Below are 12,647 nucleotides of genomic sequence, written 5' to 3'. Positions count from 1 at the left end.
CGGCGCCGCCGCCCCCGCTTGCGCGGGACCCGCCACCGGGTTTGGGTGGAGGGACACCTTTCGCCGCAGTGGGAGCGGAGGTCCGCACATGGCGCACCACCACAAGTCCAACAAAGCAGTGGAAGGCGACCCGTACGCCGGTCACGGCCGGGGCCTGCCGCGCCGCCCCGACCAGGACGCGCTCGCGGAACGCACGGCCGAGGACCGCCGCGCGGCGGGCCTGCCGGACCTGATGTCCCGCGCTTCGGACGCCGACGCCGGGACCGCATTCGACGCAGACGTCGAGGCCGACGCTGGCCGGGAGCGGGACGGAAGCTGACCCGCCCGCGCGGACTCACGTACCCGGCCTGGGACGCCGCCCGATCTCCGTGATCCGGTTCCGCGCTCTGCCGGATCGCGGGGCCGACCCGTGCACGGGACTGGCGCGGCTCAGTGTTCTCCGGGCCGCGCCAGTCCCAGGTCGTAGGCGAGGATGACCGCCTGGACGCGGTCCCGCGCCCCGATCTTCGCCAAGACCCGGCCGACGTGGGTCTTCACCGTCGACTCCGACAGCACCAGCCGGGCGGCGATCTCGCCGTTGGTCCAGCCCCGGCCGATGGCGACCAGGATCTCGCGTTCCCGGTCGGTCAGCGTCCTGAGCCGCGGGCTGTCCACGACGTCCCCGGTACGCGCGGGAAGGTGGTGGGCGTACGCGTCGAGCAGCCGCCGGGTGAGCGCGGGCGCGATGACCGCGTCGCCCGCCGCCACCGCCCGGATTCCGGCGAGGAGTTCCGCGGGGCGGGCGTCCTTGAGGAGGAAGCCGCTGGCGCCCGCCCGGAGCGCGGAGTGCGCGTACTCGTCCAGGTCGAAGGTGGTCAGCACCAGGACCCGGGAGCGGCCGCCCGACGCGACGATCCGCCGGGTCGCCTCGATGCCGTCCATGCCGGGCATCCGGACGTCCATCAGGACGACGTCCGGCCGCAGTTCGGCGGCCTTGCGCACCGCCTCCGCCCCGTGCGCCGCCTCCCCGACCACGTCGGTGTCGGGCACGGACTCCAGCAGCACGCGGAAACCGAACCGCTGGAGGTCGTGGTCGTCGACGATCAGTACCGTCGTCACCCGGCACCGCCGCGCGGGGTGAGGTCGAGAGTGGCCTCCACGGACCAGCCGCCGCCCGGCGCGGGCCCCGCGGCCAGGCTCCCGCCGTACAGCGCGACGCGTTCGCGCATGCCCACCAGGCCCTGCCCCTCGTGCGCCTCCCGCCCCCGCCGTCCGTCCCGCGCCTGCTGTGCCTCCCGTCCCTGGCGCCTCTCCTGGCCGGTCGGGGCGGCCGGGCGCGGAGCCGGGCCGGTGTCCCGTACCCGCACGTCCAGCCGGGTGCCCTCCAGCACGATCGTGAGGCGTACGCGGGCCCCGGCGCCCGCGTGTTTCAGGGTGTTGGTCAGCGCCTCCTGCACGATGCGGTGCACCGTCAGCTGCACCCCGCCGTCCAGCGCGTCCAGGGCGCCGCCGGTCCGGTAGACGACCTCCAGACCGGCGGCGCGCACCCCGGCGCAGAGGGCGTCGACGTCCGCGAGACCGGGCTGCGGGTGCAGCTCCGGCGGCCGCGGCCCGCCCTCGCCCGTGTCACGCAGCAGCCCCAGCACGCGCCGCAGCTCGTCCAGCGCCTGCCGGCCGGTGTCCCCGATGAGCAGCAGGGCCTCCTTGCCGCGGTGCGGGGTCACGTCCGTGGCGTACGCGCCCGCGTCGGCCAGGGTGATCATCACGGAGAGGTTGTGGCCCACGATGTCGTGCATCTCCCGTGCCACCCGGGCCCGTTCGGTGGCGACCGCGAGCCTGCCCCGCTGGTCGCGCTCCACCTCCAGCCGCGCCGCCCGCTCCCGCAGCCCCGCGAGCTGGGCCCGGCGGATGCGCACCGCCAGTCCCACCGCCAGGGCCGCGGTCGCCGCGCAGAGCAGGAAGAACAGCGCCACCCAGAACGACACCACCACCGACATCCGCCCCGCCACGAGGAGCAGCGCCGCCGCCAGCGCGGAGCACGCCCACGGCAGCGCCCGCGGCCTGCCGTAGAGCGCCAGGCTGTACGCGGCGACGAACAGGGCGACGTCCGCGCGCAGCGGCACCCACGCCGCCCACTGGACGGTGAACACCGCCAGGACGGAGCCGAACGCGAGCACCGGCGCCCGGCGCCGCCACAGCAGCGGCAGCACCAGCCCGGCCTGGAAGGCGAGCACCCCGGCCGGGGACAGGTCGGCGAACGCGGCGCGCAGCGCGGGCGGGGCGTCCTCATCGAGCCCGCCCCGGCCCACCAGGTCCGGCAGACAGAACGCCGCGAACAGCAGCACCACCACGACGACGTCCATCACCCACGGCCGCGCCGCGTCGGCCCGCCCGAGCCGCCGCCCGATCCGGCCGAGCCGGACCACGAACGGGCCCATGCCCCCGATTCCCTCGTCACCGCCGACGAGGGAATCGGAGGCACGGGAGGCACAGGTGGCACGGGAGGCATGCGAGGCACGGGGCACCTCCGAGGCACGGGGTGCGTCCGAGGTGCCGGACGTCTTCGAGGTGCCGGACGCCGTGGGCGGACCGGAGGCGCCGGACGGTCCTGCCGCCCCGGAGGCGTCCGACGCGGTCGTGGAGAATCCCGAGGTCACAGGCGGCACGGGGGGCGTCACAGGCATCACAGGCTTCACAGGTGGGGCGGGCGAGACGAGCAAGGCGGGCGAGACGGGTGAGACGGGTGAGACGGACGGGTGGGCGGGGCGGGCGGCACCGTGCTCTCCGGGGGCATGGAGGTATCCGGAGGTCTCCGGTGGCACGGCGCTCACCCGTCCATGGTGCGGCCGTCAGACGTCGCGGCGCACCAGCCGGTACGCCGCCCCGGCCAGCGCGAGCACCGTCCAGCCCAGGAAGACGAGCAGTCCGGCCCCCGGGGACAGCGTCGAGGCGTCGTGGGTGAGCGCGAACATGGCCTGCCCGGAGCTGCCCGGCAGATAGCGGCTGATGTCGTCCTGCCAGGAACTCGGCAGCAGCGACACCAGGCCCGGCACGAGCAGCAGACCCGCGACCAGCACCGAGATCCCGCCCGCGACCGAGCGCAGCAGCGCCCCGAGCGCCGCGCCGACGACGCCGACGAGGCCGAGGTAGAGCCCGGCGCCCAGCAGACTGCGGGCCACGCCCGCGTCGGACAGGCCGAGCGCCGCGTCCGTGCCGTCGAGGATGCCGCCGACCAGCAGGAACGAGCCGAACGCGCCGACCGTGCCCACCGCCAGCGCGACCAGGCCGAACACCGTCGCCTTCGCCCACAGCACCGGCAGGCGGCGCGGTACGGCGGCCAGCGTGGAGCGGATCATGCCGGTCGAGTACTCCCCGGCGGTGACCAGCACGCCGAGCACGCCCAGCGCCAGCTGCGCGAACGTCGTACCGAACAGGGCCAGGCTCACGGCCGTGGCGTCGGCGAAGTCGCCGTGCTCCGCGGCGCGGGCCGAGTCGACCTGGGACGCGTACTGCGTCGACGCGATCACCCCGACCGCGACCAGGAAGAGCAGGCCCAGGCCGAGGGTGATCCAGGTCGAGCGCAGGGACCACAGCTTGGCCCACTCCGAGCGCAGCACGCGCGCGGCGGTCACCCGGTACACGGGCGGTGCGGCGGGGCCGCTCCCGGCGGGCGCGGCCGGGGCTGTCAGGGTGTCGCTCATGCCGCGCTCCCGGAGGGGGTGGAGGTGCCGGTCGAAGACGTCGTGGGGGCCGTGGTGCCGTGGTACTCGACGGCGTCCCGGGTGAGGTCCATGAACGCCTGCTCCAGCGACACCGTGCGCTGGGTCAGCTCGAACAGGGCGATGCCGTGCGCGGCGGCCCGCAGACCGATCTCGCGGGCGCCGAGCCCCCGTACCTGCAACTCCTCGGAGCCGGGCCGCCCGACGATCTCGACGTCCGGGCCCGCCAGCACCTCCCGCAGCCGTGCCGGGTCCGCGGTCGCCACCTGCACGGTGTCACCGCCCGCCTCCCGCACGAGGTCGCGCACCGTGGTGTCGGCGAGCAGCCGTCCGCGGCCGACCACGATCAGATGGTCCGCGACCAGTGCCATCTCGCTCATCAGGTGCGAGGAGACGAACACGGTGCGCCCCTCGGACGCCAGGTCGGTGAGCAGGGTGCGGATCCACAGCACGCCCTCGGGGTCGAGGCCGTTCACCGGCTCGTCCAGCATCACCGTCCGCGGGTCGCCGAGCAGCGCCGCCGCGATGCCGAGCCGCTGGCCCATCCCGAGGGAGAACGCCCCGGCCCGCTTCTTCGCGACGCTGCCGAGTCCGGCGAGGTCGATCACCTCGTCCACCCGGCGGCGCGGGATGCCGTGGGTCAGCGCCAGCGCGTTGAGGTGCTGGAACGCGGAGCGGCCGGGGTGGATCGACCGCGCCTCCAGCAGCGCGCCGACCTCCTGGAGGGGCGCGCGGTGCCCGGCGTACGCCCGGCCGCCGACGGTGACGGAGCCGCCCGACGGGGCGTCGAGCCCGACGATCATGCGCATGGTGGTGGACTTCCCGGCGCCGTTCGGCCCCAGGAAGCCGGTCACGCTCCCGGGCCGGACCACGAAGTCCAGGCCGTCCACGGCCGTCTTCTCCCCGTACCGCTTCGTGAGCTGCTGTGCCTCGATCATCGCCGCGCATCCTCGGTTCCGGCGCCGGACGGACCCGGCGACCCTGCCCGCCACGCTAGGAGCCGCGTCCGCCGCTGCCGTGGTACCGCGGTCTGAACGATCTCGGGGGAGTGGTACCCCGGTACCACGTCCGGCCCCGGTGCCAGGTCCGGCACCAGCGCCACGTGCGGCCCTGGTGCCGCGTCCGGGCCGCGCACATGGGGCCGCACGACTGCCTCGCCGCCCCCGCGCGTTCCGTCTCACGGAACGGCGGTTGTCGGGGCCGCGGCCGGGTGCCTATACCGGGGGGTGCCGGGCGTTGCAGCCCTTCCTTCCCCGTCCCCCGGAGGTATCACCGTGCCGACCGTGCCCGACGCCAGCGCCCAGGACGCCGCCTCCCCCGCCGTGGTCAAGGCCGCCGACCAGCTGGCCGAGGCCGCCCGCACCCGCACCGCCTGTCCGCCCGTGCGCGGCCTCCTCGACGCGGGCGACCTGGCCTCCGCGTACGCCGCGCAGCGCCTCAACGTGCGCCGCGGGGTGGACGCCGGGCGCCGGGTCGTCGGCCGCAAGATCGGCCTCACCTCGGTGGCCGTCCAACGGCAACTCGGCGTGGACCGGCCCGACTTCGGCACGCTCTTCGCCGACATGGGCGTCCCCGACGGCGGGGAGGTGCCCGCCGGGCGCCTGATCCAGCCGAAGATCGAGGCCGAGGTCGCGCTGGTCCTCGCCCGCGACCTCCCGCACCCCGACTGCACCCTCGTCGACCTGCTGCGCGCCGTCGACTTCGCCCTGCCCGCGCTGGAGATCGTCGACAGCCGGGTGACGGGCTGGGACATCTCCCTCGTCGACACCGTCGCCGACAACGCCTCCAGCGGCCTGTACGTCCTCGGCGGCGCCCCCGTCCCGCTCACCGGGCTCGACCTGCGCGCCGTGACCATGACGATGAGCCGGGGCGGCGAGGCCGTCTCCGAGGGGACCGGGGCGGACTGTCTCGGCAGCCCCCTCAACGCGGCCGTCTGGCTGGCCGCCGAACTGGCCGGGCGGGGCGACCCGTTGCGCGCGGGCGACCTCGTGCTGACCGGCGCGCTCGGCCCGATGGCCCCGGCCGCGCCCGGAGACACCTTCGAGGCCCACATCTCCGGCCTGGGACGCGTGGGCGTCACCTTCGCCGAGCAGCCGTGAGCACCGGCAGATCGAGAGATCGAGAGATCGAGAGGCCGAGAGATCGATAGGCCGAGAGGCCAAGAGGTCGACAGACAGACAGACGGGCGCGGCCGGGGCGGTGGGGCGGGCTCAGCCCGCGCTCCACCCCGGTACGGTCGGCAGCACCCGCTCCGCCACCCGCAGCGCCACTGTGTCGTCGGGCGCCGCGCCGTCCTCCCGCCACACGACGACCTCGAAGGAGCCGTGGCCGTCCGTCACGTCGCGGGACACCAGCACACGGCGGGCGATCCCGCCGGGGCCGCTGTCGGCCCCGTCGCCGCCGATCCGGATCGCGATGGTCCGGTCCGCGTAGAGGACGGCCGGGTGCCCGAGCACCGTGCTGGTCCGCGCCTCCGGCCCCAGGACGTCGGCCAGGTCACCGACGGTGAGGGTGTCGTACGACGCGGAGAGCTGGACGGAGTAGGTGTCGAACTGCACCTTCGCCTCGGGCGTGGAAACCTTGGAACCGCCCGCGAGGGTGACCGCGCCGTCGTTCCCGTATGCGACGAGCGCGGTCTCCGTCGGGGTGCCCAGCAGGGCGGCCAGGTCGGGGCGGTTCAGCGCCTCGCAGAGCTGCGTGCCGGTGGCGCGGCCCGCCAGGGGCGCCCGCGAGGGCTCCGCGCACCGGGCGGGCTCACGGGCCGCCGCCTGATCGGGCAGCGCTCCCCTCAGCGCCCACAGCCCGACGGCCAGCCCCCCGACCAGCACGAGCGCCATGACCGCCTGCGCCCACGCGCTCGCCCCCTCCTCGGCCCCGCCCGCCCCGGTGCCCTCTGCCCCGGCCCCGCCCGCCCCGGTGCCGTCCGTCGCGGCCGTGCCCGTCACGGTTCTGCCGTCGTCGCCCATGTCCCCAGTTCCCCCCACCCGAATGGCGCACGTCGGTCGCGCGCCGGGGGAGCCTATACGCCGGTCACCCGCACGCTCCGACCCGCCCACCTCGTCGGACACGCCCCGCGGCCCCGTCCGGCTCCCGCGGCCCCGTCCGGCGGGGTGGGAGGCGGGCTCAGTCGACGGGCCAGGTGTGCACCGGCGCGTTGAGGTGCATGTAGTCGATGTACAGCTCCGTCATCCGGCGCAGCGCCTCGTGGTGGCCGGTGCGGGAGGTGGCGGTGGCGCGGTGGAACATCTCCTTCTGCCACACCGCCCCGTTGCGCGCGGTCACACACCGCTGCTCGATGATCCCGAGGAGCGGCTCCCGCCAGGCCGTGTCCATGCCGGACAGTTCCAGCCCCCGGTGGGCGAGCGGCAGCAGCCGCCGCAGCACCAGTTCGGGCACCGGCACCTCGCCCATGCCGGGCCAGTACAGCAGGGCGTCGATGCCGTGCCGGGCCGCCGCGTGCAGGTTGTCCTCGGCGGCCCGGAACGACATCCGGGACCAGACCGGCCGCTCCTCCTCGACCAGGGCGCGCGTCAGTCCGTAGTAGAAGGCGCCGTTGGCGAGGGTGTCGGCGACGGTCGGACCGGCCGGGAGGACCCGGTTCTCCACGCGGACGTGCGGCTTGTCGTGGGCGACGGCGTACACCGGGCGGTTCCAGCGGTAGATCGTGCCGTTGTGCAGGGTCAGTTCGGCGAGTTCGGGGGTGTCGCCCCGGTCGAGGGTCTCGCGGGGGTCCTGGTCGTCGCAGAGCGGCAGCAGGGCGGGGAAGTAGCGCAGGTTCTCCTCGAAGAGGTCGAACACGCTGGTGATCCACCGCTCCCCGAACCACACCCGCGGCCGGACGCCCTGCACCTTGATCTCCTCGGGGCGGGTGTCCGTGGCCTGCTCGAACAGCGGAATCCGCGTCTCGTGCCACAGCTCCTTGCCGAACAGGAACGGCGAGTTCGCCGCGAGGGCCACCTGCACCCCGGCGATGGCCTGGGCCGCGTTCCAGTAGCCGGGGAACTCCTCCGGGGCGACCTGGAGGTGGAACTGGGTGCTGGTGCACGCCGCCTCGGGCGTGATCGTGTCGGCGTACGTCCGCAGCCGGTCGACGCCGTCCACCTCGATGCGCAGATCCTCGCCCCGCGCGGCGAACACCTGGTCGTTGAGGAGGCGGTAGCGCGGGTTCTCCGAGAGCGCGGACTCGCCGATGTCCTCCTGCCGCAGCGTCGGCAGGATGCCCACCATCAGCAGGCGCGCGCCGACGCTCGCGGCCCGCTCGTCGGCGTGGTTGAGCGCGGCCCGGATCTGGGCCTCCCAGGCGTCGGGGCCGCCCTCGGTCAGCCGGCGCGGCGGGACGTTGATCTCCAGGTTGAAACGCCCCAGCTCGGTCGACCAGGCCGGGTCGGCGATCGCGTCCAGGACGTCCGTGTTGCGCATCGCGGGCTCGGCGCGGCCGTCGACCAGGTTCAGCTCGATCTCCAGGCCCACCTGGGGGCGCTCCGCGTCGAAGCGCGCGTCGCGCAGCATCTGGGCGAAGGCGTCGAGGCAGTCCTGCATCTTGGTCCGATACCGGCGCCGGTCCTCGCGCGTGAAGACCATCGCCGGGACGTCGCGTCCCATCGGCCCTCCCGGGTGCTCTCCTCGCATACCGGCTGCACCGGATATGCCGGTCCCCTCCAGCGTCGCACCCCGGCCCGCACCTGACCACGCGTACGCCGTGACCGAGAGTGACAGCCAGGGCGTACGGCGTGGTCGGCGGGGTTCAGGTCCAGCCGAACCGCCGGTCCACCACCGCCGCGAACTCGGCGAGGGTGAGGACCGCGTCCCCGTTCTGGTCGGCGGCGTCGAAGAGGGCGGACGACGCGTCGGCGTCGCCCAGGCCCCACGGCGGGAGCACCCCGGTCGCCGCCAGGGTGGGGCCCTTGGCGCGCAGCGCGCCGATCACCTCGGCCCGTGTCAGGGTGCCGTCCGCGTCGAGGTCCAGCGCCTCGAACAGTCTGCGGGCCCGCTCGCTCATGCCGTCCCCGTCCCCGCCCCCCCCCGCAGGGGGTTCCCGATCCCGTACGCGCCGCCGGTCCGGCGGGCGCTCCCGATCCCGTCACGAAGCCGACGGGTCACCCCGCCGGCTTCCTCCCGGAGAGAACGCCCGTGCGCCCCCTCCGGTTCCCGCCGGGGCGCGGGGCCGTCACGCCTTGCGGGCGAGTCCTCCGTGCTCCGCGATGACCTGCGGCTCCGGCGCACCGGCTTCCGGACGCCACAGCGGCACCGACACCACACCCGGCTCGATCAGGTCGAGGCCGTCGAAGAACGCGGTGATCTCCTCGACCGTCCGCAGGTTGTACGGCACGGCACCGCTCTTGTTGTAGCCGTCCTGCGCCTCCTCGAACACGGGGTCGACGCCGAGCGAGCCGTCGTTGATGGACAGGTAGCTGCCGGACGGCAGCGCCGCCACCAGCTTGGTGACCAGTTCGCGGGCCTGCCCGGTGTCGGCGATGTGCCCGAGGATGTTGCTCAGGATCAGCGCGATCGGCCGCTCGAAGTCCAGGGTCTCCGCCGCCACCGCGAGGATGCGCTCGTGGTCCAGCACGTTGGCGTCGACGTACGAGGTCTTGCCCTCCGGCGTGGAGTAGAGCAGCGCTCGGGCGTGCGCCAGGACCATCGGGTCGTTGTCGACGTAGACGATCCGCGCCTCGGGCGCCAGCCGCTGCGCCACCTCGTGGGTGTTGTCGGCGGTGGGCAGGCCGGTGCCGATGTCCAGGAACTGGCGGATGCCCGCCTCCTGCACCAGGTGGGTGATGTTGCGGCGCAGGAACGCCCGGCTGCTGCGGGCGATGGTGACGATGCCGGGGAACACGGCGGTGTAGGCGTCACCGGCCGCCTCGTCGACGGGGTAGTTGTCCTTCCCGCCGAGCCAGTAGTTCCAGATCCGGGCGGAGTGCGGCACCGAGGTGTCGATCTTCTGGTGCACCGACGATCCGGGCGTCGTCGCGGAGTCGCTCATGAGTACGTCCGTCTTTCAGCCGTGGCGTGAACTGTCCACGCACAACGTACGTCCCAACAGCCCTCACTGGCACGCCGGTTCACCGGAGAAATGCCTGACGGGCCGCACATTCCGCACCCCGGCGGCACCGGGGGGCGCCTCCCGTCACCCCCCCGCCGGGTCCCGGCGCCGCGCGGCCCGGCGGTCACAGGAAACGTCCGTATCGTGCCGCCCAGCATTCCGGCCGCCCCGCGCGCCGGGCCGCCGACCGGCCGCCCCGCGCCCGGCACGGCCGGGGAACGGACCCGCCCCCCTGGAGGCCCTTGTGACAGCCGTACAGCGCCCCGTGCCGCGCGCCGCCGGGCCCGCCCGCGCCCCGTGGGAACCGGCCGACGGCGCGGTCAACCTGTTGGTCGTCGACGACGAACCCACGGTCCGGGAGCTGCTGTGCGCGGCGCTGCGGCACGCCGGGTTCACCGCCGTCGCCGCCGGGACGGGCCGCGAGGCCCTGGAACGGGCCCGCGAGCGCGCCCCCGACCTGGTCCTGCTCGACGTGATGCTGCCCGACCTCGACGGCTTCGAGGTGATCCGCCTGCTGCGCGAACGCCCGTCCGACCCGCCCGGCCCCGCCGCCCACGCCCCCCACCTCCCGCACATCCCCGTCGTCTTCCTCACCGCCCGTGACGCGACCCGCGACAAGATCGAGGGCCTGGTCCTCGGCGGCGACGACTACGTCACCAAGCCCTTCGACCTCCAGGAACTGATCGCCCGCATCCGAGCCGTGCTGCGCCGCACCCACGGCGACCCGTCGGCCCTCCTGCGGGTCGCCGACCTGGAACTGGACACCGACGCCCTCCAGGTCCGCCGCGCGGGGGAGCCCGTACGGCTGTCGCCCACCGAGTTCCGGCTGCTGCGGCACCTGATGACCCACGCGGGCCGCACCGTGGCCAAGGCGCAGATCCTGCACCAGGTCTGGGACTACGACTTCAGCGGCGACACCGGCATCGTGGACACCTACATCAGCTACCTCCGCCGCAAGATCGACAACGGCGGACCCAAGCTCATCCACACCGTGCACGGCGTCGGGTACGTCCTGCGCGGCCCCCGGTCATGATCCGGCCCCGCCTCCCGCGCGCGGGCCGGGCCCGCCGGCGCTCCGGTCCGTACCGGCTGCGGGCGGGCTGGGCGCGGGCGTCCCTGCGCGGCCGGGTGCTCGTCCTGGCCGTCGCTCTCCTGACGGCCGGGCTCGCCGCGTTCGGCCTGCTCGCCGGGAACGCCCTGCGCGGCTACATGGAGGACCGGGTGGACGCCCAACTCCGCACCGCCGCCCAGGTGTTCGCCGTCCTCCCGCCCCGCGTCGCGGAGAGCGGCGCCGCACGCGAACGCCCGGCCGCCCTCGCCGACTTCGGCACCGACGTGCTCGGCAACCCCGTCGTCACCTACCTCCGGCCCGACGGCACCGTCGAGAGCAGCATCGACTCCCTCGCGGGCGCCGACCGGACCGGCCGGGCACGCGGCCCGGCCCTGCCCCCGCTCGGCACGGCCGAGGTCGCCGGACGCGGTGCGCGCGTCTTCACGGCGAGCGGCACCCGCGACGACACCCGCTGGCGGGTCATCGCCGTACCGCGCACCCGGCCCGGCGTCCTGCCCGGTGCCGCCGGGTCCGCCCCGGCGGGCGCGGGCAGCGTCGTCGTGGCCACCTCCATGGCCCAGGTCGACGGCACGGTCGACCGCATGTGGCGCATCTTCGCCAGTACGGGACTGGTGCTGCTCGTCCTGCTGGCGGTGGCGGGCTGGTTCGCGGTCCGCTCCGGCCTGCGCCCGCTCGCCCGGGTCGAGCGGACCGCCGCCGAGATCGCGGGCGGCGACCTCACCCGCCGCGTCCCCGAACTGGCCGCCCCGCACACCGAGATGGGCCGCCTCGCCACCGCGCTGAACGCCATGCTCGGCCAGGTGGAGACCGCGTTCGCGGCGCGGGCGGAGTCCGAGGCGCGGATGAGCCGGTTCGTCGCGGACGCGGGCCACGAACTGCGCACCCCGCTCGCCGGGATCAAGGGCCTCACCGACCTGCACCGCATGGGCGCCCTCGACGGACCGCAGGACATCGACGCCACGATGTCCCGGATCGCGCGGGAGTCCGAACGGCTCACCCGGCTCATCGAGGACATGCTGCTGCTCGCCCGCCTCGACGAGCACGCGCTGCGGTCCGCTCCCGCCGGTCCCGGTCCCGGTCCCGGTGCCGATGCCGGTGCCGATGCCTGTGCCGGTCCCGGACGCGGTCCCGGCCCCGGTCTCGACCTCGCCCCGGCCGACCTGCGCACCCTCGCCGCCGACGCCCTGCACGACCTCCGCGCCCTCGACCCGGCCCGGCCCGTCACCCTCACCGGACCGGCGGGGGAGGGGCCGCCCGCCTCGGCCCCCGCCCTCGCCGACGAGGCCCGGCTGCGGCAGGTCGTGACCAACCTCGTCGGCAACGCCGTCACGCACACGCCCGCGGGCAGTCCCGTCCGCATCGGCGTCGGCACGGTCGGCGGCCACGCCGTCCTGGAGGTCGCCGACCGGGGCCCCGGCATCGCCCCCGGCGAGAGCACCCGCATCTTCGAGCGCTTCCACCGCTCCGACACCTCCCGCACCCGCGCCACCGGAGGTTCCGGGCTCGGTCTCGCCATCGCCCACTCGCTGGTGGCCGCGCACGGAGGCCACATCGGGGTCGAGTCGACACCGGGCAGAGGCGCGACGTTCCGTGTCTCCCTGTCCCGCCTCACCGACCGCCCGGCCGAACCGTCCCCGGACGCGCGTAGCAGCTCACCTGCCGACCCGTCCACGGTCGCGCGCACCGACGCGCCTGTTGAGCCGGTGGTGCCGGAGGCCGCCGCGCCAGGGGTGCCGGGGGATTCCAGGCCAGAGGTGCCGAAGACCGCCCGGTCAGGGGCGCCGGGGGCTGCCGGGCCGGGGGTGTAGGGCTGCCGGGCTCCCCTCCGGACCAT

Annotated in this window: 12 protein-coding genes; 4 read left to right on the top strand and 8 right to left on the bottom strand. The window is 75.2% G+C overall.

The features are described from left to right. Positions 1-88: 88 nt before the first annotated feature. Positions 89-319, top strand: coding sequence for a hypothetical protein (locus ACIQPQ_RS10500; protein ID WP_401302344.1), 231 nt, complete (start codon positions 89-91; stop codon positions 317-319). A 110-nt stretch (positions 320-429) separates the two neighbouring features. Here the strand turns inward: ACIQPQ_RS10500 and ACIQPQ_RS10495 are convergent, their stop codons facing one another. The 4 genes from ACIQPQ_RS10495 to ACIQPQ_RS10480 form a co-directional block, all read right to left on the bottom strand. Further along, on the bottom strand, positions 430-1,098 hold the full coding sequence (locus tag ACIQPQ_RS10495; protein ID WP_401302342.1) for a response regulator: 669 nt from the start codon (positions 1,096-1,098) through the stop codon (positions 430-432). Further along, entirely contained in the window at positions 1,095-2,417 is a 1,323-nt protein-coding gene (locus ACIQPQ_RS10490; protein ID WP_401302340.1) for a sensor histidine kinase, read from the bottom strand. The genes ACIQPQ_RS10495 and ACIQPQ_RS10490 overlap by 4 nt, the downstream gene beginning before the upstream one ends. Before the next feature lie 411 nt (positions 2,418-2,828). Further along, positions 2,829-3,680 carry an ABC transporter permease gene (locus tag ACIQPQ_RS10485; protein ID WP_401302338.1) on the bottom strand — a complete coding sequence of 284 codons (852 nt, stop codon included), beginning with the start codon at positions 3,678-3,680 and terminating at the stop codon, positions 2,829-2,831. Next, positions 3,677-4,636, bottom strand: a complete 960-nt coding sequence (locus ACIQPQ_RS10480) for an ATP-binding cassette domain-containing protein (RefSeq protein WP_401302336.1) — start codon at positions 4,634-4,636, stop codon at positions 3,677-3,679. Before ACIQPQ_RS10480 ends, ACIQPQ_RS10485 begins: the two co-directional genes overlap by 4 nt. A 345-nt stretch (positions 4,637-4,981) precedes the next feature. Here ACIQPQ_RS10480 and mhpD point away from each other — a divergent pair, with 345 nt between their 5' ends. Continuing rightward, complete coding sequence (gene mhpD / locus ACIQPQ_RS10475) at positions 4,982-5,797, top strand: 2-keto-4-pentenoate hydratase (RefSeq protein WP_401302334.1); 816 nt, start codon at positions 4,982-4,984, stop codon at positions 5,795-5,797. A 111-nt stretch (positions 5,798-5,908) separates the two neighbouring features. Here the strand turns inward: mhpD and ACIQPQ_RS10470 are convergent, their stop codons facing one another. The 4 genes from ACIQPQ_RS10470 to ACIQPQ_RS10455 all read right to left on the bottom strand — a co-directional run bounded on the left by ACIQPQ_RS10470 (position 5,909) and on the right by ACIQPQ_RS10455 (position 9,681). Next, the gene (locus ACIQPQ_RS10470) at positions 5,909-6,664 is read right to left on the bottom strand and encodes a DUF6215 domain-containing protein (protein ID WP_401302332.1); all 756 of its coding nucleotides are present in this window, start codon (positions 6,662-6,664) and stop codon (positions 5,909-5,911) included. Positions 6,665-6,821: 157 nt separating this feature from the next. Beyond that, positions 6,822-8,300 (bottom strand): glutamate--cysteine ligase, encoded by a 1,479-nt coding sequence (locus tag ACIQPQ_RS10465; protein ID WP_401302330.1) that lies wholly within the window; start codon positions 8,298-8,300, stop codon positions 6,822-6,824. 142 nt (positions 8,301-8,442) lie between these two features. After that, the gene (locus tag ACIQPQ_RS10460) at positions 8,443-8,697 is read right to left on the bottom strand and encodes an EF-hand domain-containing protein (RefSeq protein WP_383772910.1); all 255 of its coding nucleotides are present in this window, start codon (positions 8,695-8,697) and stop codon (positions 8,443-8,445) included. 168 nt (positions 8,698-8,865) lie between these two features. Beyond that, entirely contained in the window at positions 8,866-9,681 is an 816-nt protein-coding gene (locus ACIQPQ_RS10455; protein ID WP_401302329.1) for an SAM-dependent methyltransferase, read from the bottom strand. A 325-nt stretch (positions 9,682-10,006) separates the two neighbouring features. Between ACIQPQ_RS10455 and ACIQPQ_RS10450 the strand changes: the two genes are divergently transcribed. Beyond that, a complete protein-coding gene (locus ACIQPQ_RS10450) occupies positions 10,007-10,774 on the top strand; it encodes a response regulator transcription factor (protein WP_401302681.1) in 768 nt (255 codons plus the stop codon). Then, positions 10,771-12,621, top strand: coding sequence for a sensor histidine kinase (locus tag ACIQPQ_RS10445; protein WP_401302327.1), 1,851 nt, complete (start codon positions 10,771-10,773; stop codon positions 12,619-12,621). Before ACIQPQ_RS10450 ends, ACIQPQ_RS10445 begins: the two co-directional genes overlap by 4 nt. Positions 12,622-12,647: the final 26 nt, after the last annotated feature.

It is taken from the genome of Streptomyces sp. NPDC091281, from assembly GCF_044757425.1.
Taxonomy (GTDB): Bacteria; Actinomycetota; Actinomycetes; order Streptomycetales; family Streptomycetaceae; genus Streptomyces.
Note: the sequence above shows the minus strand (reverse complement) of the source record. Positions and strands in the feature narration are given on the sequence as shown.

Coding starts and splice junctions, on each gene's coding strand:
- ACIQPQ_RS10470 (WP_401302332.1), bottom strand. CDS start 6,664: ATGGGCGACGACGGCAGAACCGTGACGGGCACGGCCGCGACGGACGGC.
- ACIQPQ_RS10480 (WP_401302336.1), bottom strand. CDS start 4,636: ATGATCGAGGCACAGCAGCTCACGAAGCGGTACGGGGAGAAGACGGCC.
- ACIQPQ_RS10500 (WP_401302344.1), top strand. CDS start 89: ATGGCGCACCACCACAAGTCCAACAAAGCAGTGGAAGGCGACCCGTAC.
- ACIQPQ_RS10460 (WP_383772910.1), bottom strand. CDS start 8,697: ATGAGCGAGCGGGCCCGCAGACTGTTCGAGGCGCTGGACCTCGACGCG.
- ACIQPQ_RS10490 (WP_401302340.1), bottom strand. CDS start 2,417: ATGGGCCCGTTCGTGGTCCGGCTCGGCCGGATCGGGCGGCGGCTCGGG.
- ACIQPQ_RS10445 (WP_401302327.1), top strand. CDS start 10,771: ATGATCCGGCCCCGCCTCCCGCGCGCGGGCCGGGCCCGCCGGCGCTCC.
- ACIQPQ_RS10485 (WP_401302338.1), bottom strand. CDS start 3,680: ATGAGCGACACCCTGACAGCCCCGGCCGCGCCCGCCGGGAGCGGCCCC.
- ACIQPQ_RS10455 (WP_401302329.1), bottom strand. CDS start 9,681: ATGAGCGACTCCGCGACGACGCCCGGATCGTCGGTGCACCAGAAGATC.
- ACIQPQ_RS10465 (WP_401302330.1), bottom strand. CDS start 8,300: ATGGGACGCGACGTCCCGGCGATGGTCTTCACGCGCGAGGACCGGCGC.